We start from the raw sequence: 26690 nt of genomic DNA on the forward strand, positions 1-26690 counted from the left end.
CCTTCCCAAAAAAATGGACGATGCCGACTTAAAGGAGATCGAACGGTTAAGCGATCTGATTCGCCATCACGAACACCTTTACTATACGATGGATCAGCCGGAAATCACTGACCGCGAGTACGATCGCCTTCTTGAAAACCTGAAGGAACTTGAAACCCGCCACCCGCAATGGGTTTTTAAGGATTCGCCGACCCAACGCGTCGGCGGTAAGGCATCGGATAAATTCCCTCCAATCACCCATCTCCAGGCAATGTTAAGTCTGGACAACACCTACAACATTGAAGAGTTGAAGGCATTTCACAAGCGGGTGCTCAAGGGGTTGAAAGTCGATGAGGTGGAATATGTTGCGGAACCTAAAATCGATGGCCTGGGTGTGACCCTTGTTTATGAAGATGGGAAGTTTGTTCGTGGGGCTACCCGGGGAGATGGCAAAGTTGGCGAAGACATCACCGCCAACTTAAAAACGATTCGTTCGATTCCTCTTCGTTTAAATTCAAAAGAAAACTCTAAGGGAATATTTGAAGCACGCGGCGAGGTTTATATGGAGCGTGAAGCGTTTAAAAATTTCAATGCCGAACGGGAGAAAAACGGAGATCCTCCATTTGCCAATCCGCGAAATGCCGCAGCCGGTACGGTCCGTCTTTTAGACCCATCAATCACGGCGAAGCGTCCACTCGATATCTGGGTCTATAGTCTGGGGCACTGCGATGCTCCCTTGCCTGGAACCCAGTATGAGTCTCTGGAGTTTTTGCGAAAACTGGGTTTCAGGGTCAATCCCGATACGCGCTTGTGCCAGACTTTTGATGAAGCGCTGGAGCAGGTCTCTGTATGGGAAAAGAAAAGGACCAGGCTGGCTTATGAGGTCGATGGTTTGGTTTTTAAATTGAATTCAATTAAGGATCAGGCGCGGTTAGGGCGAACTGTCAAGCATCCTCGTTGGGCTGTGGCCTTCAAGTTTGAAGCGGAACAGGCAGAAACGCGTATTCTCGATATCGTGGTCCAGGTTGGACGCACAGGGGCTATAACGCCAGTTGCAGAACTGGAACCGGTCTTTTTATCTGGCAGTACCGTGAAACGAGCGACATTACATAACGAGGATGAGATTACGCGATTGGATGTGAGAGTCGGTGACCGGGTCCTGATAGAAAAAGCCGGTGAGATTATTCCGAAAGTCATTGAGGTTTTGGATAAGGATAAGAAGCGCAAAAACCCCGTTTTTGAAATGCCATCGCTTTGCCCGGAGTGTAATACGGAACTCAGAAGGGAAGAGGGAGAAGTGGTTCTCCGCTGCGAGAATTTAAAATGTCCCGGACAGCTCAAAGAACGCCTGCTTCATTTTGGTTCCCGCAATGCCATGGACATTGATCACCTTGGGGAAGCGGTCGTGGCACAACTGATAGCACAATGTGGGGTGAAACAGTTTTCCGATCTTTATCGTTTGAATCTGGAACAGGTCAGGAATCTTGATCGGCTGGGGGAAAAGTCCGGAGAAAACCTGCTGGCTGCGATTGAGAAAAGTAAAGGAGCAGGTTTATCCCGTTTTATCTTCGGACTTGGTATCCGGCATGTCGGGCAGCGTGTCGCCCAGGTGCTGGCAACCACTTTTGGTTCGATAGAGAAACTTGCGAATATTTCTCCAGAAGAGTTGGAAGCTGTTGAAGAAATTGGACCCAAAATTGCCCGAAGCCTGGCGGAATTTTTTCAGGATGAGGACAATCGCAAGGAAATTGAACGGCTGAAAAAATCAGGGGTGAAGATGGAAGAAGAGACTCAGAGTCACGAAGGCCGCTTGTCGGGGAAACAACTTGTGCTGACGGGTACTCTGAAAACCATGACCCGTGAAGAGGCCAAACAGAAAATCCAGCATGCAGGCGGTAGAGTCACCTCTTCTGTGTCGGGTAAAACAGACTTTGTTGTGGCGGGATCAGACCCTGGATCGAAAGCACAAAAGGCGGCAAAACTGGGGGTGCTTGTAATTGGAGAAGATGAACTTAAGACACTATTGTAATGGATTTTATATCATGGTTTGGAGCGATGCCAGTTAACCGCAGCTGACACGGGAAGGCCGGTTCAACTTTCAACTTATGAGCTTTTGGTTCTGTGTGGTGGCCTGCTCGACTTTTTTTTTCCAGAGGAAGAATTGCGGGAACGGCCTCTGCCCTGGGATCCCCGGGGTTTTCCTGAAGAGCTTGAGTTTCCCGACCGACGGTTACGGTCATCCCGGGATCCGTTGAATTTTTTGCGTGGTGGGGCTTTTGGGGTGCCTTCTTTTTCTTCAATGAACATTTCTTCTTCTGGCCATTCCACCGGTATCTGTTTTTCCAGCGCCTCTTCAATTCGTTCAAGGTTCAGAGCATAGTCCTCACATGCGAGACTGATGGCATCTCCCTTTGCGCCAGCCCGAGCGGTGCGTCCAATCCTGTGAATATAATCTTCCGAATCCTGAGGCAGATCGTAGTTGATAACATGAGTTACCCCATCAATATGTAGACCACGTGAAGCGACATCAGTCGCGATCATGATGGGCAACTCGCCAGTGGTGAATTTGTCCAGCATAGAGATACGTTTGCGTTGCGGCAGGTCGCCACTGATGACACCTGAGGGATAACCATTGTAATTAAGCTTAAGCTCAAGTTTCTCAGCTTCCCATTTGGTGTTGGTGAAAATCAGGATTTTTTCTCCACCCTCCTTCTTTAAAATGCCCAGTAGGAGGCGAAACTTTTCATGGCTACCCACGTGGTACAGCCATTGCTTGACCTGGTCGACCACTTTCTTTTCAGGATTGATTTTGATCGGAACCGGATCATTCATGTGTTCGTAACACAATTCCATGACTCGGAAATTGAGGGTTGCCGAATACAGCATCGACAGTCGTTGGTCAAATTTAGTGGTGTTTCTCAGGATGTAGCGGATATCGGAAATGAATCCCATGTCGAACATGCGGTCGGCTTCATCTATGACCAGCACTTCAATCGATTTAAGGCTGAATAGTTTTTGTTTGTAAAAATCGATCAGTCTTCCCGGTGTGACAATAAGCAGGTCGATACCGCCCTGAATCTGGCGTTTTTGTTTTTCGTAATCCATGCCACCGAAAATACAGACCACCTTGAGTCCACAATATTTCCCCAGCATCGTGGCATCAATTTCAATTTGCCTGGCCAGCTCGCGTGTGGGGGCAATCACCATTGCCCGGGGTGCAATCCAGCCTCGGTCCTTTTCCTCTGATCGTGGTTTTTTCAGAAGGTGGGCAAAAATGGCGATTAGAAATGCTGCAGTTTTCCCTGTACCAGTTTGGGCCTGGCCCGCAACATCCTTTCCCTCAAGGGTCAGGGGAAGGGTCTGCGCCTGAATGGGGGTGCATTCGGTAAACCCCGCTTCCTGGATTCCCTGCATCAACAGGTCGGGTAGGGGAAGTGACTCGAACTTTAATGATTCCAAGTGGAACTCCAGATTAACAGGCAGGAACAGTAAACGACTATTTGCTGCGGAAGGGTGAATAAAGTACAATCTTAACACCATAACGGGCTAAAGGCACCTTTAAAAATAGGGTTTAAAGTCCGTTATCCTATATAGCCGTCACCCATCTGTGTTGTGAATGCATTGAGTTCTTCTTGTTAATACTCAATATTTCGCCCCTTTTCCTTAGGCGGAGGGTTTATACTACACAGGGTTCGGTATAGGCTCCAATCGTTTTCCCAAAACGTTCAAAACAGTGAAAAAGTTATGGGCAAGCACCTGTAATGTCCTGAATCCTGTGCCATTTCTCTTGACACGATACCTGCCCAAGTGGTTCAATGTCCGCCTGTTTAAAACCTGTTTCTAGCCTAACGTGTTCTTTATTTCCCAACCGAATTCAGCCTGTTTTCTTGAAACAATTGACCATGGTTTTGAGGCCGTCGTGAATTGGTCGAGGCAAACTCGCAAGGTTGGTGAATGGAAAAGGTCGATTAAGGTGATGCGTCTTTCGGGAAAGGTTTAAAATTCTGTGATTAAGCACGATGTTTTAATAGTTGGAGCCGGTCTTGCTGGGATGAGGGCGGCTATCGAGTGTTGTGATGGCCTGAGTGTCGGGCTTCTCACCAAAGTCTATCCCTCGCGTTCCCATTCTGGTGCTGCCCAGGGTGGAATTGCGGCTTCACTGGGTAACTCGGAAGAGGACTCCTGGGAAGAGCATATGTTCGATACGATCAAGGGTGGCGATTACCTGAATGACCAGGACGCAGTTGAAGAATACGTTAAGGCGGCCCCCCGGATTATTTACGAACTCGAACATTTCGGCTGCGTATTTTCGAGAATGGCCGATGGCCGAATAGCCCAACGCTCTTTTGGCGGACATTCCAAACCACGGGCCTGTTTCTCCGCTGACCGCACAGGGCATGCCATCCTGCACGCCTTGCATGAACAGCTCATGAAGCGCGGTAAGGAAGTCAAGATCTACAATGAATGGTACCTCCATTCTCTGGTGGTGCAGGAAGACCAGTGCCACGGGGTTGTTGTCAGCAACGTAAAGACAGGGGAAGTTGAAATTATCCAGGCCAAATCTGTGATCTTTGCCACTGGCGGATACGGACGGGTGTTTAAAATAACCACCAATGCTTATGCCAGTACAGCCGATGGAGCAATCGCAGCTTTTAATGCCGGTGTCCCGTTAGAGGATCCCGAATTTGTCCAGTTTCATCCCTCAGGGTTGTATCGTCAGGGAATTTTATTCTCCGAGGCGGCTCGGGGTGAAGGGGGTTATCTCCTGAATGGCAAGGAAGAGCGCTTCATGGAAGCTTACGCTCCGGCACGGATGGAACTTGCGCCTCGCGATATCGTTGCCCGAGCGGAACAAAGTGAAATCGATGCCGGCCGCGGTTGGAATGGTGAAGGGTGTATCGCTCTCGACCTGCGGCATCTCGGTGAGGCCCGAATCATGGAGCGGCTGCCTCAGATCCGTCAATTGGGAATCGATTTCATTGGGGTGGATTGCATCAAGGATCCTTTGCCCATTCAACCCTCGGCTCATTATTCAATGGGTGGAATTCCAACTAATATGTTCGGGCAGGTGGTATTGGATAAAAACAAAACACCGCTTCGAGGGTTCTTTGCGGCAGGCGAATGTGCCTGTGTCTCGGTCCATGGCGCCAATCGCCTCGGAACCAATTCCCTTCTGGATGCTACTGTGTTTGGAGAGCGTACAGGGAAGTCAGCCGCTGAACACGCCCGTTCCGTCGGGTTTGGTCAGATCAATGAAGGGCGGGAAAAAGCCGGAGTGCTTAAGCAGATTGAAGAGATCTTTCAACGATCCGGGACTGAAAGCTATAATGACATCCGGAATGAAATGAAGGACACCATGATGGAACAATGCGGGGTGTTCCGTGATGCAGACAGATTGAAAGAATGTCTTGAGAAGCTCAAAAGCCTGCAGATGAGATTTAAAAACGGCAAGGTGACTGACAAGGGCAAAATTTTTAATACGGAGCTTTTTGAAATTATCGAATTGGGCAATATGCTCAAGATGGCGGAAATTATTACCTTCGGTGCACTCAATCGTGAGGAGAGCCGGGGAGGCCATTTCCGCACTGATTTTCCAAAACGAAACGATGAAAAGTTTTTGCACCATTCAATGATTGGAAAAGATGGCGATGAGTTGAAGCTGGAGAAGAAACCGGTTGTTATTACAAAATACCCACCGAAAGAGAGGACCTATTGATGACGACCTTTCGCATCAAACGGTTCAACCCGGATAAACAGGCTGATCCCTACTGGGAGGAAATCGACTACGATATCCCGGATGGTGCAACACTTCTGGACTGTCTGAATGATATCAAGTGGACCAAAGACGGTACCCTCAGTTACCGCATGTCCTGCCGCAGTGCTATCTGTGGTTCCTGTGGAATGAAAGCCAACGGACATGCGTTGCTTGCTTGTCAGCGCCAGGCTGAACATCTTTTGAAAGAAGGAAGCGATACCATCACCATTGAACCGATGGGCAACATGCCTGTGGTCAAGGATCTGGTGGTGGATATGGAACCGTTCTGGGACAAGGTCAACCAGGTTAAACCTTATCTTGAAGAAGAGGGGGACCGGCCTGAAAAGGAACGCAGACAAAGCCCGGCGGAGTTCAAACTTATCGACGATGCGTCGACCTGCATCATGTGTGGGTGTTGCTACTCGGATTGTAATACGCTGGAGGTGGATAAAAATTTCCTGGGACCGGCGGCGTTGGCCAAGGCACAGCGGTTTGTGCAGGATTCCCGTGACCAGAAGACAAATGAACGTATAAAAGAGCTTAGCGAGCCGGGTGGTATCTGGGATTGTACCCACTGTGCGGAATGTGTCGAACGCTGTCCCAAACCGGCGAGACCGATGGACCGCATTAAGGAAATGATGGGAGTGGCGCTTGAAGAAGGGGTCACCAACAACACCGGAGCACGCCACGCCTTGTCTTTTGTTAAATCCATTAAGCATAGCGGCAGGCTCAATGAAAACACCCTGCCGGTGGAATCAATGGGGTACTTTAATATTAAAGGGCTCATGGAGCTGGTGCCGGTTGGTTTGCGTATGCTTCTGAAGGGTAAAATCCCTCCAATCATTCATAAAAATATCGACGATGTAGAAGACGTCCGACGAATATTCCGGGAGTTGGGAGAATGAAGTTTGCTTTGTTTACAGGTTGTGTCGCAAAAGGTGCTACCCGAGAACTCATGATGTCCACTATCAAGGTGGCAGAAGGACTCGGTATTGAGTTTGTCGAAATGAAAAGCGCGGCCTGTTGTGGTGCCGGTGTTGTTCAGGAAAAAAACCCTCTATTGACCGATGCCATCAACGCCCGTAGCTTTGCTATTGCAGAAGAGCAGAACCTCGATCTCATCACTATTTGCTCAACCTGTCAGGGCAATCTTAAAAAGTCAGAGCAAAAAATTGAATGTAACGAAGAATATAAAGATAAGGTCAATCATGTTCTTCAGGATGGTGGGCATCAGTTTGAGGGTGGCCGCATCCAGATCCAGCATTTTGCAAATGTGCTGTTGACCGATGAAGCTAAAAAACGGTTGAAAGAAAAAGTAGTGCGACCCCTAACCGGCCTCAAAACAGCCGCATTTTATGGTTGCTATATTTTGCGTCCCTCGGAACTTTCCCCTTTTGATGAACCGGATGACCCCAGTGAACTGGAAGAGATATTTGAAATCTGTGGAGCCACTCCCGTTGACTATGAAAGTCGCACCAAGTGTTGCGGGTTCCCAATTATTATGATGAACAAAAAGGCATCGCTTGATATGGCGGGAAACGCGTTGGCAGATGCAGTTGATTCCGGCGCCGATGTGGTGGTGACCGGTTGCCCGCTTTGTCATCTCAATCTGGATTCCTACCAGCCGGAGGCAGAAGCATTACGCAAACGAGACGCCAATATTCCAATTCTGCATTTACCCCAACTTGTCGGGCTTGCTTTAGGTTATTCTCCACGTGAATTGGGAATGGACTCTCATATTGTTAATCCCTCGGTTCTGGAAAAAATTCTCGGTCCCGCCCCCGCTCGATCCTCTCACCATTAGTTTTTAAGAATTTCCGAAGAAAAACAGATTTAAACGCTTAAAGGCATCAATAGCCTAAAAGGGCTTATATATTCTTAATGCGGCTTTGGCTGTCTGCCTTGTGTTTTTGGAAAAATCCCCTCACAATTTCCACTATAAAAGATCACATTTACCTCTAATATTAATTTTTTTTAATCTGTGTGTTTTCAATGTTTTTCATTGGAAATTGGCCCTGTTTTCAAGGGGTTAACATAAAAAAAACTCGACAAGTCCTTTTCACCCTTCCTATAATCCCCAAGTTCAAAACTTAGGGAAACCCTTTGAGGAGAGGCTCATGTTTAAAAGAATAATTTCCACAATATTTGTGTTGATGCTGCTGGCGACCTCAGGTCCCGCATTCGCCACCGGTGGAGGCTGGGGCGGAGGTGGTTGGAATGGCGGCGGTCACGGTAGTGGCGGCTGGGGAGGCGGTGGTCAGGGTGGTGGCTGGGGAGGCGGCAGTCACGGCGATGACGACGATGATGGGCATGGCGGTGGTGGAGGCCACGGCGATGACGACGATGATGGACATGGCGGTGGTGGAGGCCACGGCGATGATGATGACGATGGTCACGGCGGCGGAGGCGGTGGCGGTGGCGGAGGCGGCGGTGGTTGTACCCCGCAAGGAAGTAACGGAAATGGTCACGGCGGTGGCGGTGGCAGTGGCGGCGGTGGCGGCCATGGCGGTGGTCATGGGTGTCATCAAGGACCCCCTGGCCCTCAAGGCCCTCCAGGTCCTCCAGGCCCGGCGGGCCCAGCGGGCCCTCCAGGTCCTGAAGGTCCACAAGGTCCCCAGGGTAACACTGGTCCCGCAGGCCCCCAAGGTCCGCAAGGTGATACCGGTCCCGCAGGTCCCCAAGGTCCGCAGGGTCCGGCAGGTGCTGATGGTGCCGATGGCGCTACCGGTCCGGCAGGTCCACAAGGTCCGCAAGGTGACACTGGTCCAGCAGGTCCACAAGGTCCGGCAGGTGCTGATGGTGCCGATGGCGCTACCGGTCCGGCAGGCCCACAAGGTCCGCAAGGTGACACTGGTCCAGCAGGTCCACAAGGTCCGGCAGGTGCTGATGGTGCCGATGGCGCTACTGGTCCAGCAGGCCCAATAGGTCCCGCAGGTCCACAGGGTCCAGCAGGTGCTGATGGTGCCGATGGCGCTACCGGTCCGGCAGGTCCACAAGGTCCACAGGGTCCGGCAGGTGCTGATGGTGCCGATGGTGCTACCGGTCCGGCAGGTCCACAAGGTCCACAGGGTCCGGCAGGTGCTGATGGTGCCGATGGCGCTACTGGTCCGGCAGGCCCCCAAGGTCCGCAAGGTGACACTGGTCCAGCAGGTCCACAGGGTCCGGCAGGTGCTGATGGTGCCGATGGCGCTACTGGTCCAGCAGGCCCAATAGGTCCCGCAGGTCCACAGGGTCCAGCAGGCCCAATAGGTCCCGCAGGTCCACAGGGTCCAGCAGGTGCTGATGGTGCCGATGGCGCTACCGGTCCGGCAGGTCCACAAGGTCCTCAAGGTGACGCTGGTCCAGCAGGTCCAATAGGTCCAGCAGGTCCACAGGGTCCGGCAGGTGCTGATGGTGCCGATGGTGCTACCGGTCCGGCAGGTCCACAAGGTCCACAGGGTGACGCTGGTCCAGCAGGTCCAATAGGTCCCGCAGGTCCACAGGGTCCAGCAGGTGCTGATGGTGCCGATGGCGCTACCGGTCCGGCAGGTCCACAAGGTCCTCAAGGTGACGCTGGTCCAGCAGGTCCAATAGGTCCCGCAGGTCCAATAGGTCCCGCAGGTCCACAGGGTCCGGCAGGTGCTGATGGTGCTGATGGTGCCGATGGCGCTACCGGTCCGGCAGGTCCACAAGGTCCTCAAGGTGACGCTGGTCCAGCAGGTCCAATAGGTCCAGCAGGTCCACAGGGTCCAGCAGGTGCTGATGGTGCTGATGGTGCTGATGGTGCTACTGGTCCGGCAGGTCCACAAGGTCCACAGGGTCCTGAGGGTCAGGAAGGTGAACCTGGTCCTGAAGGTCCGGTAGGTCCGGTAGGTCCAGTTGGTCCTGCAGGCCCGGCAGGTCCGGAAGGTCCTCCTGGTCCTGGTCTTGACGGTATTCGCTGGACCAACATTCCTCCAACTGATTTCACTTCCGCTAATTTTGATGCAGTGCTCATCACGAGCCTGGCCAGCGCTTTTAGTGGTGAAGATGGAGGAGTGGAAGCTATTCTTGGACCGTTCAACATCCCGCATGGAGCTGTGATCAAAAGCTTCAAAGTGGATGTAACAAACACTACTCAAACCAGTGAGGTAATGGTTTACCGTTTGTGGCGGTTTGAGTTGGGAAGCGCAACACCTGCGACACCGCTGGCTGAAATTTCCAGCAATGCGACCGGAACTTTGAGTATTGCGGTTCCAGCAGGCGCGCCTGTGAACAATGAACGGTATGCCTATCAGGTTGAGGTCTTCCACCCGTCATCTGTTGCAGTTCCAGATGGTTCTATTCCGGTAGAAGATTTCGAGTTGCATCTGGCAGCAATAGCTTATGAATTTCCTCCACCGGCACCTCAGCCTTAGGAGGGATTCATTAAGCCAGCCGGATTGACTTATAATCCGGGTTAAGCAGCAAGTATCGAGGCAGGTCCTGGATTTTCAGGGCCTGCCTTTTTACTTTTCGGGACAGTTTGTTTGATAAAAAGAAGAGGGTACCTGATCCTCTATTTGCCCTGCTCATACCTGCCTGCTAGACTCTTTTTCGATGAACAGTTCTTTAAAAAAAGAATCGCGTCGTTCCTTGTTTTTTTTGTTCACAGGAGTTGTTGCGTTTTTCCTGATACTGGTCATGCCGGTGCCGGATGGGCTGGAAGCCCCAGCGCGCAACATGATGGCGGTGGCGGCCTTGATGGCCATCTGGTGGCTTGGGGAAGCCGTTCCTATTCCTGTTACTGCTTTACTGCCTCTTGTTTTGTATCCCCTCCTTGGGATTCTTCCCAGCAGTAAAGTCGGTCCGTTCTACGGGCACCACCTGATTTTTCTTTACCTGGGTGGATTCATGATCGGGCTCGCCATGCAGCGAGCGGGTCTGCATCGACGCTTTGCTTTAAACGTGATTCAGTTTGTAGGAACAGAATTAAAACGCCTGGTTCTCGGGTTCATGGTGGCCTGTGCTTTTCTTTCAATGTGGGTGTCCAATACAGCAACAACTTTATTATTACTGCCTGTGGCGATGGCTGTCGTTCGACAAGTCGCTTCGTGTGCGGTCATTGAAGGCAAGAATGATGAAGAAGCACAGGGTATGGTTATTTCCGGTTTTGGGCTGGTTTTGATGCTGGGGCTGGGTTATTCGGCCAGTATTGGTGGAGTCGGCACCTTGATCGGAACACCTCCCAATATTATTTTTGCAGGGTTCTGGAAACTTCAATTTCCAGGTCGTGAGGAGATTTCTTTTCTCTCCTGGATGCTGGTTGCGCTTCCTCTTGTCGTTTTGTTTCTGCCTTTAGTCTGGTGGATACTTTGCCGGTTTGTATCACCTATTCCTCTCGACCAGGTGGAGTCCTCAGATCAGGCTGAACAAATTATTCAGAGGGAAGTTAATTCCCTGGGGACTATGAGTCGGGCGGAGTCATTTGTTGCCGGCGTGTTTGCAACGACATCATTTCTCTGGATTTTCAGAAAGCCCATCAGCCTCGGGTCCTTTTCGCTGCCCGGGTGGTCTGGATTATTGCCCTGGCCGGATTTTCCGCACGATGCAACGGTGGCAGTGGGTATGGGGCTTCTTCTAATGATTGTGCCGCTCAAACTTTTTGACCGCACTGAAAAGAGTTCCGGGGATTTAAATCAGAAACTTAATGTGGCACTGGACTGGGATACTTTTTGCAAAGGGGTGCCGTGGGGGATACTGCTTTTATTTGGGGGAGGTTTTGCTTTAGCGGGTGGTTTTCGTGCAACGGGACTTGATGTCTGGATAGGCAATCATCTTGCCGGTGTGCAGCACTGGCCCTTGTGGATGGTTGTGTTGGGGCTTTGCCTGGGGCTCACGTTTTTAACGGAAATGACATCCAATACAGCAACGGCAACGATGATATTGCCAGTGATTGCTTCTGCTGCTGAAGCTGCCGGGATCGAGCCTTTGATACTACTCGTCCCGGCAACGCTATCCGTTTCCTGTGCTTTTATGATGCCAGTGGCCACACCCCCCAACGCGATTGTATTCAGCAGTGGCTGGGTGACGATCCCTCAAATGGCGAAGGCTGGAGTGATTCTCAATCTGGTGGGCGCAGTGCTCATTACCTTCATCACGCTTCTGTTGGTTCCGATGATCCTGTTCTAGCACGCGGCGCGCTTGCTCCCGGTCGGAATGTTTCCTGATGCGGTTGCGTTGGAGCACGACGCGCACGGGTCAGACAGGAAGGACAGTAACAGTTTTCTGCTCCACGGGTCAGGTGTACCAGGCCATGGATCACGCCGCCTTCTTCGTCAAAATTATAAATGAGCTGGTCAAGCAACATCGTGTTGGCACGCTGGTACCGGCGGTAAATGGCGTAGGAAACAAGATGAGCAAGATCGAGCAGGCGTGTGCCGTTTGAGTCTGCAAAAGCAGGAGCGTCTGCAAAGTTTTTAACCTGACCAAAACGTGTGTTCTGGTTCCTGTACTCTGTGATGAATGGTGCGAGTGTTTGTTCGTATTTCGAACGCTCAAAAATGATGAGACCACGCTGGGTGTTTTCCTGAGCGTGCAGCCTTTTAAGGAACAGGTCGAACCGGTTGCAGATTTCTTCAAAAGCACGGGCAACAGGATCTGGCGCGAAATCTTTGTCGACGGCAACACCAAATAAAACCAGATCCGGTTGAGATGTGATTTCACAAAGGTCGGCAAGTACTGCGAGTCTTTGGTCCGTTGGCATTGAATGCCAGGGATCATATTTATGCGAGTTGATCGCCTGGGCGCGCAAGCTTATTTTGTAGTCCGGGCCAAACAGGTTCTCCGTTAAATCATCTACCGCTTCGTTAACCCAGTAAACTTTTCTTTCGAACAGGGCAACACCACCGAGTACGAAATAATCATCATTATTATCGAGGGGGTTTCCTGACTGATCTACATAGAGCAAATACATTTGAAAATACCTCTTGAAATGAACAAAAAAAATAGCCGGGCGAGGCTAATGCCTCAATAGACCACGGAGAACGTAGCCTTACCCAGCCGAGTTAAGTATAGCACCATCGCAGGGTCCTTGCTATTTATAATCAACTCGAGAATCTAAATTTTCAAGAATTTGTCCAACGCAATTTTGGTTTTCGTGCAGCGGTGGCTTCATCAGGCCGAGATATTTTGGACATGACAGGTCGGTTTGCGAAATCATCTGGTTCGGAACGGGCTAATCCTGCTATCGATTTCATGGCGTCAATGAAATGATCCAGTGTTTCTTTGGATTCAGATTCGGTGGGCTCGATCATCAGCGCGCCCTTGACGATTAATGGAAAATAGATGGTGGGTGGGTGGAACCCAAAATCGATCAGTGTCTTTGCAATATCGGTTGTTTTTACGTCATTTTTTAGTTGTTCACGATCATTGAATACTACTTCGTGCAGACTTGGCCCGGGAAAAGGAAGGTGGTAATGCTCTTTCAGTGAGGCCTTGATGTAGTTCGCATTGAGTACGGCCATTTCACTGATTCGTCTAATTCCATCAGGTCCAAGTGATCTTATATACGTGTAGGCTCGAACGAGCATCCCGAAGTTCCCGAAAAAATTCTTTACTTTGCCGATGCTTTGCGGGCGATCTCGATTTATTTTGAATCGTCCTTCGGATTTTTCAATGACTGGTGTAGGTAAAAAAGGTTCGAAAATATTTTTTGTGCCCACCGGGCCTGCACCCGGCCCACCGCCCCCATGTGGAGTGGAAAAAGTTTTGTGCAAATTGAAATGGAGGAGATCAATGTCCATATCCCCGATTCGTGCAACTCCCATCAATGCGTTCAGGTTGGCTCCATCACAATAAACAAGTCCGCCTCGGCTATGGACAATTTCAGTTATTTGCATGATGTCCTTTTCAAACATTCCGAGTGTGTTGGGGTTGGTCAGCATGATGGCTGCGGTGTCTTCGTCCATCAACCGGTCAATTTGTGAAGGATCGATTAACCCTTGTTCGTTGGACGGGATCTGCACAACGTGATATCCGCAGAGAGCGGAACTTGCCGGGTTGGTTCCATGGGCGGAGTCCGGCATGAGAATTTTTTTTCGCGGATTCCCTTTTGAAGACAGATAGGCATGGATCAACAAAATGCCAGTCATCTCGCCCTGAGCGCCTGCTGCAGGTTGCAACGTGACATGGTCCATGCCACTTATTTCTTTTAGATACTCCTGCAACTCAAACATGAGCTTCAGGCTGCCCTGGGAACAGGCTTCCGGCGTATGTGGATGGTGATCGGAGAAACCAGACAGGCGTGCCATGTCTTCATTGAGCTTCGGGTTGTACTTCATGGTACAGGAACCCAAGGGATAAAAATTTCCATCGACACTGAAGTTCCATTGTGACAACCGGGTGAAATGGCGGACTACATCCAGCTCAGACAACTCGGGCATGCCCTCAATCTCGTCGCGTATTTCTTCTGGTGGCAGTAATTGGCTTATATTGCTTTCTGCTGAGGGAAATTGACTTAAAGAGTAACCTTTTCTCCCTGATGATCCGATTTCAAAAAGTAAGGGCTCCTCAATGACAATTCCTTGAGAGGCCGAAGGTGTATGGAGATCTTTAGACACAGTGTGATTCCTTCAATTTAAATTTATTCGTTTGAAGATGAGGGGGTGTAAGGTGCGGCTTCATGAACCAGCAAGATGGGGATATCGTCTTTCACAATAGGGTAGACCAGGCGACACGCTTCACAGATCAAGCCGTCTTTTTTTTCAGTCGCGATAAGCCCGCCCTTGCATTGAGGGCAGAGAAGGATTTCGATCATTTCGTTATCAAGTGCCATAAATGTCTCCTTCTGTGAGCCCTGATGTTGAAGCGCCTGCCGCAAGCTGCAGTCTCCGGCGTACCGCCGTGAGCATGTCTTCAACCTCGACGGCTTTCATGCATTCCATTTCTGTGGGGCAGGTCCGCTTGAAACAGAAGCTGCACTCCTGGGGTTTGACCAGAACTTCATGGATAGGCCCATACGGGCCATTTCTTGCCGGGTCGGTCGGGCCATAAATTGAAACGGTCGGGATATTCAATGCAACGCAAAGATGGAGCGGGCCGGTATCACCACAAATGAACAACCGCAGTTTCTGATACAACGCCAGCGCATGTTGCAATGAAGCAGTTTCCGGAGCAAGGGCAAAAGGTTCTTTCATTAACTTTCCAATGCCTTCGGCCCGATCGCGGTCCTGCGGTCCCCAGGTCAAAAGAATAGGGGCGTCAAATTCACGATGGATGTGATCGGCAAGAGCGGCGAATCGTTCAAGAGGCCAGGCTTTGGTTGGGTAGCCTACCCCGGCATGCAGGGCAACCGGCTTTGTTGTCTCGCCTTTTAATGTGGGCGCCAACTGCTGTTCGATGTAAAGGCTGGCTTCTTTGCAGGTTGTTACTCTGAAGCGCGGTTCTTCCCGAAAAACTCCCAAAGGTTCCAGTAGTGCCATATTTTTATCAATGATATGCGGGATGTGTCCAGTCCCGGGGGCTTTGATATTAGTGGCCCAGGCGCTCAGTGGTTCCCGGCAATCATTTTTTTGAAAACCAAGACGTTTCGCCACCCCGGAAAAGCCGGTGATGAGCGAGCTTTTTATCAGGCCCTGCAAGTCGATAACCAGATCGAATTCTGTTTCGCGGATGGACTTTATCAATCCCCAGGCTTCCATAAAGCTTGAGGGGGTCCAGTGCCGTCGCCATTTCTGGGTCTGCACTTCGATGATTTCATCGAGGTCGGGATGGTTTTCCAGAAAGTCGCTGAACTTGGATTCTACAGCCCAGGCAATATGCGCCTTTGGGTAGTTTTTTCTGAGAGAGCAAAGGACTGGAAGACTGTGTGCAATATCTCCAAGCGAACTCAACTTTACGATGAGGATTTTTTCAAAGGTTGGGTGCATGTTCCTGACTGGAGAGAAGGCCAGAAAAAGGGTGAGATTTTCTGGTAGAAAAGAAATCCAAAATATCCCATAACTATACCACAGGTCGCTCCTCCTAGAATGTCCGTCGGGTAATGAACTCCGAGGTAAACTCTGGAGATTGAGACCATCCCCGCAAGAGTAAACGTTAACGGCGCGATGTTGCGATTCAACAAGGCAATCAACGTGGCCAGAGTAAAGCTATTGCTGGCGTGATTTGAAGGGAAGGAAAAACTGGTGGAACAGTTGTAAATGGCGTGAGGCAATTCAATTGCCTGACAAGGCCGGATGCGTTGGAACATTTCTTTCAGAAGCGAGTGACAGATAAAATCGTTCAGGCAAACAGCCAGACCAATGGCAATGAGAATAGGCCAGGCTTTTTTTCCCTTCACAACAAACAGACCGGTTACGGACATTGCGGCCGGAATCACCCAGGATCTTGTTTCTGTAACAAAGATCATAAAAGCGTCCAGCATTCGGCTTTGCAAATGATGGTCTATCCAGTAGAATATCGAAACTTCCCAACCTTGAATAATGAATTCCCTCCGGATTTAGACAGTGAACTTGCAAACTGAATTTTATGGCGACGCTGTTAGGGAGTCAAACAGTTTTGTCCACTCCAGTCTTTCCCGATGAGTCGAACCAACCCAAAGGCCATAATCATTTTTGCGCGTAATCCTGTTCCCGGAGAGGTGAAAACCCGGTTACAATCTAAATGGGATGCTGATACGGTTTGCAGGATTTATGAAGCCTTTCTGGAAGATGCCCGCTTGCAGTTAATGGAACTCGAAAATGTAGATTGCTTCGTTTCCATTCATTCCAGTCAGGGGGCGGATTATTTTGACCGTTTCAAATCCTGCGGATTTAATGTTGTCGAGCAGGAAGGCGTTGATCTTGGGCAGCGGATGCACCAAGCCTTTGCGAAACGTTTTAGTGAAGGCTACGAGAACGTGGTCATCATAGGGTCAGACAGTCCAACCCTGCCCATCGAATACCTTCGGACGGCATTGGAATCCAGGTCAGACCTTGTTCTGGGGCCCAGTACAGACGGCGGCTATTATTTGATTGGCATGTCCGGTAACGTGACAGATGTATTTGAAGGGGTAGACTGGGGCACTGATCGGGTCTTGTTTTCCACCTTGGAAAAGGTGAAAGAATGCGGAGCTTCTTTAACTCTTTTGCCTCCCTGGTATGACGTAGACACTCCGCAAGATTTGCTCTTTCTGGAAACGCATCTTGGTTTGATGGAACACGCTGGGCTTAAAGGCGGGAAAACTACCAAGAGTGTTATTGAAAAACTTAACCTGTAATAAAACACAAGATGAAAATACTGAAATACTCTGATCCTGATTTTAATGAAACCATAGAACAACTGGTGAATCGTTGCGAAGTCGATTTTGGTGTACAAGACAAAGTGGTTCGCGAAATCATCACCGCAGTCCAGCATGAAGGCGACGCGGCTCTCCTTCGTTATACCAACCAGTTTGATCGGGCATCCTTTGCAATAGATGAGCTTGAAGTCGAGCGGGAAGAAGTCGAACAGGCCTATAAGCTGGTAAAGCCTGAAGAGTTGGATGCTCTTAAGCTGGCAGCCAATCGAGTGAGGGAATTCCACGAAAAGCAGAAACAGGATTCCTGGGACTATCAGGACGGGGAGACGGGGTTGGGGCAAATGATACGGCCTCTGGCTGTAGCGGGGCTTTATGTGCCTGGTGGAAAGGCCGCCTATCCCTCTTCCGTATTAATGAACGCGATTCCAGCCCGGGTTGCAGGGGTGGGGACTCTGGTTATGTGTTCCCCTACGCCAGATGGGCAATCCAGCCCACATTCGCTTGTAGCGGCGGATCTGGCTGGGGTAGACCGAATATTTAAAATAGGAGGCGCCCAGGCCGTTGCGGCAATGGCTTTTGGGACCCGGACAGTGCCGCAGGTTGATAAGATTGTAGGGCCTGGAAACATTTATGTGGCACTTGCCAAGCGGATGGTGTTTGGGAGAGTCGACATCGATATGATTGCCGGGCCCAGCGAAATCCTGGTTTTGGCTGATGAAAGTGCCCGTCCTGGCTTTGTCGCGGCGGATCTGCTGTCCCAGGCGGAACATGATGAGGAGGCTGTCCCCTTGCTGGTCACGACTTGTGAAGAATTGGCCCATGCTGTTTTGAAGGAGCTGGAGGTTCAAAAGAAGCAATTGAAACGCAAGGATATCGTTGAACAGTCGTTGGCTACTAAATGTATACTCCTTGTGACGGAATCCCTTGATCAGGCAGTGGATATTGCTAACCGGATTGCAGCAGAGCACCTGGAGCTTGCCGTGAAAGACCCAAGGGGGTTGTTGCCCAGAATTCATAATGCGGGCGCTATTTTTTTGGGCCATTTCACCCCCGAGGCGATTGGGGACTATCTTGCCGGTCCTAATCACGTGCTCCCAACCAGCGGTACGGCGAGATTTTCGTCACCACTGGGAGTTTACGACTTCGTCAAGAAAACAAGTTTGATTGAGTGTACTGAAAAGTCCCTTTCAGATTTGGGGGCTGCCTGTCAGATCCTGGCGAATATGGAAAAGCTGGATGCCCATGCCCGTGCTGTATCGCTACGCCTTGAGGGTGAAAAATCCTGAAAAGACGTTTTAAAGCCATGGTTTGGAAAATTTCTTGACATGATTCAGGAGGCATGATAAATATCGGCGGATTGGGCTTGTAAGGCCTGAGTGAGGGGTAACCCCTTGCGTTTAAAAAGACTTGTGAAATCAACTCGTTAGCGGCTATGTGGCCTGTTTTTCTGGGGGGTACGCAGAAGGGTGGGCTATGGTTGTGCTCCCTGCGGGGTGGTTTTGAGTAAGTATAAATTGCCTTTATTTGAGTGGGTGTTTGCAAAATTTTGAATAAAAACTGTTCAAACACTAGGATTTTAAAGATCTTACCTTTAAGGAGGTCAGACAATGGTTAGTACGAAAATGAACAAACTCCGGGCGCTGCCTTTCGCTATGTTTTTGGCCCTGGCTGCATTTGCAGTCAATGGTCTGATGGCGGATGTTGCGAGTGCCAAGGAGGTCTTTGCAGAACAGGCTTTCGCTGAGCAGGCGTTCGCGAAGGAGGTTCTGGCAGAGGAGGGGGCTGAGGGCGAAGGAGAAGGCGAGCCGGCTATCGAATGGAGCCAGGACGTTTTCTATAAGGACTGGGAGGGTAATCCTCTGAAAGGTCCGGTCAGCGGTGCCCCAGCTCCGGATTTGGGTCCGAATGATTACAATAATTACGATTTCGCGCCGAGCCGGATTCTGCTGTGGATTGCCAATCAGCAGCATCTCTACTTTGGTAGTTTCGTGCTGGCGGTTCCGATCTTCTGTATGTTGATCGAGTTTATCGGAATCCGGACTCGTGAAAGTGACCCCGTGCTGTCTGAAAAGTATGATCGGTTGGCGCAGGATCTAATGAAGGTTTCTCTGACGGCATACTCCTGGACTGCGATCCTGGGTGGTGTGTTGCTGTTTACCTTTATTACTCTGTTCCCCGGGTTCTTCAAGTATATGGCCGGAATCTTCCGTCCTGTAATGCACGTTTATGCTCTCATGTTCCTGGCTGAAAGTGGTGTTCTTTATGTTTACTACTATGGCTGGGAAAAAATGAAGCATGACCCGTTCCTGAAGTGGATTCATTGTTCGCTGTCGGTTCTCTTGAACCTGATTGGTACCGTTCTGATGTATCTGGCGAATTCCTGGGCGACCTTTATGCAGGCGCCGGGTGGAATCGATGAGCAGGGTCGTTTTCTGGGTAACATCTGGCATGTTATTCACTCCACCCTCTGGAACCCGGTAGGGGTGCATCGCATCCTGGGTAATATCGTGTTTGGTGGTGGTATTGTTGGTGCCTATGCGGCTTACCATTATCTGACCGCAAAAACACCGGAAGAAAAAGCGCATTACGACTGGGTTTGTTATATCGCGATGTTTATCGCGATTTTTGGTTTGATTCCTCTTCCGTTTGCTGGTTACTGGCTGATGAAAGAGGTGTACGCGTTCCGTCAGCAAATGGGTATTACCCTGATGGGTGGAATCATGGCCTGGCTCTTCATTATCCAGGCGGTTATGATCGGGTTGCTCTTCTTCGGGGCGAATTCGTATCTGCATAACTCGATGGCGAGGGTGCGCGGTTCGCACCGTTACATGAAGTATTGTAAGTATATGGTTCTTGTCCTGATCGTATGTTTTACGGCCTGGATGACGCCTCATACTATCGTAATGACCCCTGCTGAATTGAAAGAGATGGGGGGTGCTCAGCATCCTGTTGTTGGTCACTTTGGGGTTATGTCGGCCAAAAATACGGCTGTTAATCTCATGATCACAACCACGATCTTCTGCTTTCTGTTGTATCAACGGGCAAACAAGAAAATCACGGTCAAGTGGGCTACCATTGGTAACTGCTGGCTTGGTGCGATTTTCGTGGGTGCTGCCTGTAACATTGTTTATCTCGGGGTTTATGGTTACTTTCTGCCGGCTAACCAACGTGTTGGTTTGTCAGTACCGCAGGTGACTACTACCCTTACCACCCTGTTCGCTGGTACAGCGATCAATATCTCTATGTTTAAAGACTCTGAGTCTTATGGTGATATTGAATGGGGAACTCAATCCCGTGTTGCGACATACGCCATCTTTTTGCTGGCGATTTCCTTCACCTGGTTGATGGGTCTCATGGGGTATATCCGTTCTGCCGTCCGTCTTTTCTGGCATGTTACTGAAGTGTTGCGCGACAACTCGCCAGATGCTTACACCCTGACCATTGGTGAGGCGGGCAAGATTTTGACCTTTAATGCCCTGTTTGTTTGGGTGCAGTTTGTAATCGTCTTCTGGGTCGGTAGTCTGACCGGTAAGAAGAAAGTTGAGAGCGCGGCTCCTCAAGGAGTTCCTGTGCCAGCTCAGCAGCAGCAGTAAGGACTAACTGATCCATTAGCATTTTGGCTTAAGAGAGGAGATTAGGAATGCTTCCAGAGCAACAGGATATCTTGTGGACATTTGTGACTATTATGTTCACATTGTTCTCGGTTTACGTTTTTATTAACGTAATCCAAAACTGCCGGGCTCGCCCGGGGGTGAACGCTCAGAAATGGGGTATCATTTTTGGTGCCTTTATTCTTCTGAGTTTGTATCAAACTAATCACATGTTCGACCTGAATCAGCAGGAGCAATTGGGTTACATCAGGTGGCAGGTTTTGACGGTGTTTTTTCTCCTGCTGGCTTGGGGGCTGTTCTTCAAGGGAAATGATGTTGAGGATCAGTCACCTCCGATTGTCAGGGCGGCATTTTTCTATTCAACCATTTCTATCCTTTTGGCTGGTTATACCAACTGGCTTCCGCAGCAGCGTTCAGACCCCCCTCCCAAGGGGGGTGCTGTGATCACCGGGGATATCACAATGGAAGACTTTGTCGATATGGGGCGCGTTATTGTTTTTAGTGCGAAACAGGTCGCTGGTCAGAAATCAATTGGTAAGGGGCAGTGTCCCTTGTGCCATACATTTGATCCAGGTGATAACATCGGTCGTTGTCCCAACTTGTTCGGTGTTGAGGAGCGTAGTCATACTCGGATTAAAGAGGACCGTTATTTAAATAGTCCTATTGCGGTCGGAGTTAAAGATGGTGGTTCCGGGATAGTTAAAGGTAAGGCTGAAGAGGTTCCTGAGGAATACAGACGAGGTGGATCCCCGGACTTTAATGGGGAAGATTATCTTCGTGAATCCCTGATGTGTCCTTCATGTTACGTGGTTGAAGGGTATGGTAAAGAGGGTGATACGATCAGTCCTATGCCTCTGATCCATAAGCCGCCGATCAGTCTGAGTCCGGTTGAATTGAATGCGGTAATTGCCTGGTTGCAGTCGAAAGACACCCCGGGTGAATTTGCCAAGGTAACGGTTCCTCTACCCTCTGGTGATGACGCTGCCGCAGAAGAAGCTCCGGCGGATGATGGCGGAGAAGCTCCGTTGTTTGTGACGGGTGATGAAACTCCCGAGGAGATAATCAATATCCTTGGTTGTCCGCTGTGCCACACCATTCCTGGAGTTGAGGGTGCGGTTGGGGCGCTGGGTCCGAAGCTGCATGAAAAAACTAACGCTCCAAGTCGCATGAAAGACGCGCGCTATGAAGGTACTGCAAAAACTACCAAGGAATATGTTCAGGAATCTATCCTCAATCCAAGTGTGTACATTGTTATGAACGAGGAAGAGGGTGAGCCTTATCCTGATGGTGTTATGCCGCAGGACTTTGGTAGTAAACTGTCTGTAAATGCGTTAAATAAACTAGTTGATTTCATTAGTAATACTGAAGCAGGCTCCGAAGGTTAAAGGAGAAGGACAAAATGAACAAAACCTTTTTAAGTCTTATTGTTACATTAGGTGTGGCGCTTGCCTTGCATTTTGGGGTAAAGCCGATGTTCCTTCCCAAGGAGCCCACCATGATTTTCAATCGGTACGCCTTCTTTATAGTTCTGGTGCTATCGATAATTGCAGTGAACCTGATTCTCAGGCTTTCTCCCGTGATGACTATGAAAGCGGCGTATGTCTGGGGACTGGGTTTTTACTTTTATGATCAAATTCTGTACCCACACGTTCCGTGGACCCTGTTCATCACTTACATGATGCTGTGGACCATTGGTACCTTCCTTTATATTTCGCAGGATTCCAAAACATTTGCGGAATTCAGGGAACCAATTGTGAAAACGATTACAGGTGAATTTAAAATTGCCCGTTATATCGTGTTTGCTGCGCTCCCGGTGCTGGTTGGTATGGGTACCTACAAGTTTATTTATCCCACATATCCAGAGCCGGTGGAGTTGCGTACTGTGCATCCTGCGCCTCCAGCTACGACCAAGGTTCATGGAAAGACATACACTCTGGAAGGATTGCAAAATCCTTATCGGGTGGATGAGCAGGATAACTACTATGAGGGTGGAACTCACCTTCCGGTAGAGGGTAAGTTTCCCTTCCTCGATGCAGAATCTGTCGAGTACATGAAGTATGTAACTGAGGGTGGAACTGTCTTCTTCCAAAATTGTCATTATTGTCATGGTGACCAGTTGAATGGTCTGGGTATGTTCTCCCACGTATTCAACCCGACTCCGGCAAACTTTGTCGATCCGGGAACCATCGCCATGCTTCGTGAATCGTTCCTCTTCTGGAGGGTGTCCAAAGGTGGGCCTGGTTTACCGAATGAGTCCACCCCCTGGTCTTCAGCAATGCCCCCATGGGAAGAACATTTAACAACGGAACAAATCTGGAAGGTCGTCCTGTTTGAATACTGGTACACAGGCTGGCATCCGCGAACCTTCGATGAAGAGTCATCTTCTGGTGGAGAAGGTGGCGGCGGCCATTAACCTTAACTTTAACTCTGTTACCAATTTAAATAGGGATCTAAAGAGGCAATCATGACAATTAACAAAAAATCAATCAAACCTGTTCTCGGTTTTCTTGGAATGGCAATGATGCTGGTGCTTCCTTCGGTAGCACTGGCAGGAGTGCCGGAGCCAATTCAGGAAGACAAGCTTGAACACGGTAAAAAGGTTTATTTTAAAAGGTGTGTCTGGTGCCATGGAGTAGAGGGCGGAGGAGACGGTCCATCTGCGGACCGGTTGTTCACCCGTCCACGTAACTTTATCCAGGGTACATTTAAAATCCGTTGGACTGACTCCGGTCAGCTGCCTCGGGATGAAGATCTGGAAAGAACAGTGAAAAATGGACTTCCCGGATCTGCTATGCCAGCTTGGGGTGAGGTTCTCTCCGATGCTGACGTCAAGGCAGTTGTTCAGTTTGTCAAGTCACTGGTTCAGGATCGCGACTTCAAGGATGAAGATGAAGATATGGAAGTCATGGACTGGGGTGGGCAGAAAAATGGGGAAAACCCGTGGGGAGTAACTGGCCCTTATTTTACCGGGGTTCCTGAAGAAGCTATTTCTGCTGGTGCGGAACTGTTTAAGAAAAACAAGTGTTTTGAGTGTCACGGTGGTGAAGGCCGCGGTGATGGTAACCCCACTATGAAAGATGACTGGGGATTTCCGATTGTTGCCGCTGACTGGACTCAGTGCTGGAATTTCCGGGGAAGCCGTCGGAATGCCTTTGATCCTTTTAACGTTGTCAGGACGATCTCAACCGGAATCAACGGTACTCCGATGCCGAACTTCCGGGAAAAAATCACTCCTGAAGAACGCTGGCAACTCGCTGCATTTGTGAATTCGCTTTGTCCCAGGAAGAATATTGACCCGTTGGTAAACAAGCCGGTCACTGACTTCCTGATTAAATCAAAGTACACGGTAGGTCCTGTAGCTCCGAATATGGATGATCCCATGTGGCAAGCTCCTGAGCATGATGATCGTCTTCCAGGCTACGAACGATCTGAAGAATACGTCAATAACGGTGGTGACCAGTTTTGGCATTACATCGCGATGGGCGGTCAGATCACTCGTGGTGAGCGTAATTTTGACCCCAAAGTTGATAACCTTTGGGTAATGTCACGCTGGTCTGATGAAGAGCAGGCTGTGTACTATCTGGTTGAATATCACGACCGCTTCCTTTCAACTGATCCTGAGTTTCCTGACGGTGTTGCCATGCAATGGCCTGGTCAGTTGGAAGATCTGTTTGGAGCGGAAAAACCCTACTTCATCTATGGTGATTCCAAGAAGCCTGTAGACATTTGGAAAGCCAACTTCATGGCCAAGGATTACAATCCTACCAATGCTCCCAATCCCGCTGGTTACGATCTTGACATCAGTGTGAAGGAACTTGTAGGCCATGGATTTGATGCGGTTGAGCCCAAGGAAACACCGGGCGGGGTTGAAATTGTTCAATCCAAGTTTCATCAAGGACGTGTCAAAATTATGTTCAAGCGTTCTTTGTCCACTGAAAACCCGAACAAAACTGATGTTCAGTTTCCGATAGCAAATTATGTACCGGTTTCTTTCATGCAGTGGTCTGGTTTTGACAAAGAGCATGATGAGCATATGGCCATCTCCACCTGGGTTTACACCATTCTGGAGCCGGCATTGCCAGCATCTTTGAACTACATGCCACCTATCATGGCAATTGCCTTCTTTGGTTTTCAGCTCTGGCTTGTTCGCATGACCAAGCGAACCAGAGATATGGTTAAAGATGGCACCTGGAAGTAAAATGAAATGACCTTAAAGGTCATAGCATATAGAAAGGCCCACCTGAAAAGGTGGGCCTTTTTTTATTTTTATTTAACTGCCAAAGTCACGCAAGGTTTTGGGTTTTAGCAGTGAAGCAAAGGGAGGCCCTCCAACTTTTAAAAGGGTTGGCGCTATTCCTGAATATTGGGAGCCGGAGTGGACAAAAAAAAGCCCGCCCTGATTGGGCAGGCTTTTAATTATTTTAAAGGGTAGGAACGTCCCTGACTTATGTTGGCATTTTAAACCTTAATTGCTGATTTGTTCCAAATCCATATTCCCCTCATATATTTCCCGGAGGGCCAACTGGTAATACCGTTTAGGAGAATCTATTTCAATATCGTCACCTTCAATGACAGGCTGGGCACCCTTTTCCAATTGGTGAATCCTCTGGGATACCAGAATACAAAGGAGGTAACGGCTTTTGACGACGTCCAGTGCTTTCTTTTCCAGTTCAAGAATTTCCTGCATGAGCTTCCTTTTTTGCAAATTGTTAAAGAATGATTCTAGCCTTGTTTTTCCTGTACGTCAATAAACCAGGTGAATGTTATTTGTTCGTTTTTAGCACCCTTTGCATAACATCCAGGGCCCTTGAAATCAATTCGGGGGTTATTTGGCGATGAGTCACAGCACGAAAGACGAAGGGTTCGATTTCAAGGATCAGGATACCGTTCTCTTTCAAAAGCCCCACAAACTTACCAGGACTGATACCTGTGTTCTCCATTTTAAAGAAAATAATGTTTGTTTTTACCTCATCCGTATTGATGGCCAGGCCCTTTATTGCCGCAATTCCTTCAGCCAGGGTTTTGGCATTCTGGTGGTCTTCGCCTAAACGATGAACCTGTTCTTTTAAAGAAATCAGCCCGGCTGCTGCAAGATGACCGGCCTGGCGCATGCCTCCCCCCGCCATTTTCCTGAGCTTTCTTGAACAGTCGATGAAATCGTGGTTCCCAGCCATAAGTGAACCCACAGGAGCCGACAATCCTTTGGACAAACAAACCACTACAGAATCTACATGGCAGGTGAGGTCCTTAACATCAATACCCAGCGCAACAGCAGCGTTGAATAACCGAGCCCCATCCAGATGAACATTTAATGCGGTTTGTTCAGCCAGTAGTTTGGCCTCCCTCATGTAATCTCCGGAAAGAGGTGAACCGTTACAATAATTATGGGTGTTTTCGAGGCAGAGAAGCCGGGTTGGAGGGTAGTGCAAGTCAGGCGCACGGACAGATTGCCGAATTAAGTCCAGAGGCAAAGTTCCGTCCGACTCATTGGGCAGAGTCCGTGGGTGAACACCGCCGAATGCCGCAACACCGCCGACTTCGTTTAGAAAAATATGACTGCGGTCACCTAAAAGGATTTCATCTCCACGTCCGCAGTGAGCGAGTACGCTGATCAGATTTCCCATGGTCCCACTGGGAACAAACAGCGCCGCTTCCTTTCCCAGCATATCTGCTGCCAGGTCCTGCAACTCGTGAACGGTTGGGTCCTCATCAAGTACATCATCCCCAACATTAGCTTTGGCCATAGCTTCGCGCATGGCATCTGTGGGTTGGGTAACGGTGTCGCTTCTCAGGTCAATCGATGGCATCAGGTTTTCTCCTGTTCTGTGATTCCGCCCGATTCTTCATAATGCGGTAGTAAACCAGAGAGATAAAAAAAACAGGAACGGCAAATCCCCCAAGTAAAATATTGCGAGCCCAGGTAACCGAAAATGACATTCCTGTCATTAGCCTGTATTCCCAGGTGAACGCCATGGAAAGCACTGCGATCAAAATTAAAATGTAGCCCATTCTTTTCGATTTCCTTGGACCCGGAAACACGATAGATCGGGCGATGACGTTCAGGCTAAGAAACAGTATTCCGTTTAAAAACATCAAGGTGACAATTTGTTTCTGATCCGGGCTCAGCATG

21 protein-coding genes are annotated in these 26690 nt (G+C 49.5%); 12 read left to right on the forward strand and 9 right to left on the reverse strand.

What is annotated here, in order from left to right:
* Positions 1-13: 13 nt before the first annotated feature.
* Positions 14-2008 carry an NAD-dependent DNA ligase LigA gene (gene ligA / locus G3M70_12775; GenBank protein ID QPJ62702.1) on the forward strand — a complete coding sequence of 665 codons (1995 nt, stop codon included), beginning with the start codon at positions 14-16 and terminating at the stop codon, positions 2006-2008.
* 74 nt (positions 2009-2082) lie between these two features.
* Here the strand turns inward: ligA and G3M70_12780 are convergent, their stop codons facing one another.
* Positions 2083-3519, reverse strand: a complete 1437-nt coding sequence (locus G3M70_12780; GenBank protein ID QPJ62703.1) for a DEAD/DEAH box helicase — start codon at positions 3517-3519, stop codon at positions 2083-2085.
* Positions 3520-3985: 466 nt separating this feature from the next.
* Here G3M70_12780 and G3M70_12785 point away from each other — a divergent pair, with 466 nt between their 5' ends.
* From G3M70_12785 to G3M70_12805, 5 genes are all read left to right on the forward strand, one after another.
* Positions 3986-5695 (forward strand): FAD-binding protein, encoded by a 1710-nt coding sequence (locus G3M70_12785; GenBank protein QPJ62704.1) that lies wholly within the window; start codon positions 3986-3988, stop codon positions 5693-5695.
* The gene (sdhB, locus tag G3M70_12790) at positions 5695-6639 is read left to right on the forward strand and encodes a succinate dehydrogenase iron-sulfur subunit (GenBank protein QPJ62705.1); all 945 of its coding nucleotides are present in this window, start codon (positions 5695-5697) and stop codon (positions 6637-6639) included. The genes G3M70_12785 and sdhB overlap by 1 nt, the downstream gene beginning before the upstream one ends.
* Positions 6636-7538, forward strand: coding sequence for a heterodisulfide reductase (locus G3M70_12795; protein ID QPJ62706.1), 903 nt, complete (start codon positions 6636-6638; stop codon positions 7536-7538). The genes sdhB and G3M70_12795 overlap by 4 nt, the downstream gene beginning before the upstream one ends.
* A gap of 313 nt (positions 7539-7851) precedes the next feature.
* On the forward strand, positions 7852-10110 hold the full coding sequence (locus G3M70_12800) for a collagen-like protein (protein ID QPJ62707.1): 2259 nt from the start codon (positions 7852-7854) through the stop codon (positions 10108-10110).
* 226 nt (positions 10111-10336) lie between these two features.
* A complete protein-coding gene (locus G3M70_12805; GenBank protein QPJ63807.1) occupies positions 10337-11863 on the forward strand; it encodes an SLC13/DASS family transporter in 1527 nt (508 codons plus the stop codon).
* Here the strand turns inward: G3M70_12805 and G3M70_12810 are convergent.
* The 5 genes from G3M70_12810 to G3M70_12830 form a co-directional block, all read right to left on the reverse strand.
* Positions 11829-12647 (reverse strand): DUF3800 domain-containing protein, encoded by an 819-nt coding sequence (locus G3M70_12810; protein QPJ62708.1) that lies wholly within the window; start codon positions 12645-12647, stop codon positions 11829-11831. The genes G3M70_12805 and G3M70_12810 overlap by 35 nt on opposite strands.
* 151 nt (positions 12648-12798) lie before the next feature.
* Positions 12799-14253, reverse strand: coding sequence for a glycine dehydrogenase subunit 2 (locus G3M70_12815; protein QPJ63808.1), 1455 nt, complete (start codon positions 14251-14253; stop codon positions 12799-12801).
* A gap of 62 nt (positions 14254-14315) precedes the next feature.
* The gene (locus tag G3M70_12820) at positions 14316-14507 is read right to left on the reverse strand and encodes a Trm112 family protein (protein QPJ62709.1); all 192 of its coding nucleotides are present in this window, start codon (positions 14505-14507) and stop codon (positions 14316-14318) included.
* Positions 14497-15600, reverse strand: coding sequence for a lipopolysaccharide heptosyltransferase I (gene waaC / locus G3M70_12825; protein QPJ62710.1), 1104 nt, complete (start codon positions 15598-15600; stop codon positions 14497-14499). The genes G3M70_12820 and waaC overlap by 11 nt, the downstream gene beginning before the upstream one ends.
* The gene (locus tag G3M70_12830) at positions 15567-16079 is read right to left on the reverse strand and encodes a phosphatase PAP2 family protein (GenBank protein ID QPJ62711.1); all 513 of its coding nucleotides are present in this window, start codon (positions 16077-16079) and stop codon (positions 15567-15569) included. The genes waaC and G3M70_12830 overlap by 34 nt, the downstream gene beginning before the upstream one ends.
* Positions 16080-16250: 171 nt before the next feature.
* On the opposite strand from G3M70_12830, the gene G3M70_12835 reads away from it, so the two are divergent.
* From G3M70_12835 to G3M70_12860, 6 genes are all read left to right on the forward strand, one after another.
* Positions 16251-16928 (forward strand): glycosyltransferase, encoded by a 678-nt coding sequence (locus G3M70_12835; protein ID QPJ62712.1) that lies wholly within the window; start codon positions 16251-16253, stop codon positions 16926-16928.
* Positions 16929-16939: 11 nt separating this feature from the next.
* A complete protein-coding gene (gene hisD / locus G3M70_12840; protein QPJ62713.1) occupies positions 16940-18235 on the forward strand; it encodes a histidinol dehydrogenase in 1296 nt (431 codons plus the stop codon).
* A 321-nt stretch (positions 18236-18556) separates the two neighbouring features.
* Positions 18557-20542 (forward strand): cytochrome ubiquinol oxidase subunit I, encoded by a 1986-nt coding sequence (locus tag G3M70_12845; protein ID QPJ62714.1) that lies wholly within the window; start codon positions 18557-18559, stop codon positions 20540-20542.
* A gap of 47 nt (positions 20543-20589) precedes the next feature.
* A complete protein-coding gene (locus tag G3M70_12850) occupies positions 20590-21945 on the forward strand; it encodes a cytochrome C (protein QPJ62715.1) in 1356 nt (451 codons plus the stop codon).
* A 14-nt stretch (positions 21946-21959) separates the two neighbouring features.
* Positions 21960-22973 (forward strand): cytochrome c, encoded by a 1014-nt coding sequence (locus tag G3M70_12855; GenBank protein QPJ62716.1) that lies wholly within the window; start codon positions 21960-21962, stop codon positions 22971-22973.
* Between the two features lie 51 nt (positions 22974-23024).
* Positions 23025-24758, forward strand: a complete 1734-nt coding sequence (locus tag G3M70_12860) for a c-type cytochrome (GenBank protein ID QPJ62717.1) — start codon at positions 23025-23027, stop codon at positions 24756-24758.
* 267 nt (positions 24759-25025) lie between these two features.
* Here G3M70_12860 and G3M70_12865 read toward each other — a convergent pair whose 3' ends face one another.
* The 3 genes from G3M70_12865 to G3M70_12875 all read right to left on the reverse strand — a co-directional run bounded on the left by G3M70_12865 (position 25026) and on the right by G3M70_12875 (position 26689).
* Complete coding sequence (locus tag G3M70_12865; protein ID QPJ62718.1) at positions 25026-25247, reverse strand: DNA-directed RNA polymerase subunit omega; 222 nt, start codon at positions 25245-25247, stop codon at positions 25026-25028.
* Positions 25248-25323: 76 nt separating this feature from the next.
* Positions 25324-26367, reverse strand: coding sequence for a low-specificity L-threonine aldolase (gene ltaE / locus G3M70_12870; protein ID QPJ62719.1), 1044 nt, complete (start codon positions 26365-26367; stop codon positions 25324-25326).
* Entirely contained in the window at positions 26354-26689 is a 336-nt protein-coding gene (locus G3M70_12875) for a hypothetical protein (protein ID QPJ62720.1), read from the reverse strand. The genes ltaE and G3M70_12875 overlap by 14 nt, the downstream gene beginning before the upstream one ends.
* Position 26690 lies beyond the last annotated feature (1 nt).

This window comes from Candidatus Nitronauta litoralis, assembly GCA_015698285.1.
Classification (GTDB): Bacteria; Nitrospinota; Nitrospinia; order Nitrospinales; family Nitrospinaceae; genus Nitronauta; species Nitronauta litoralis.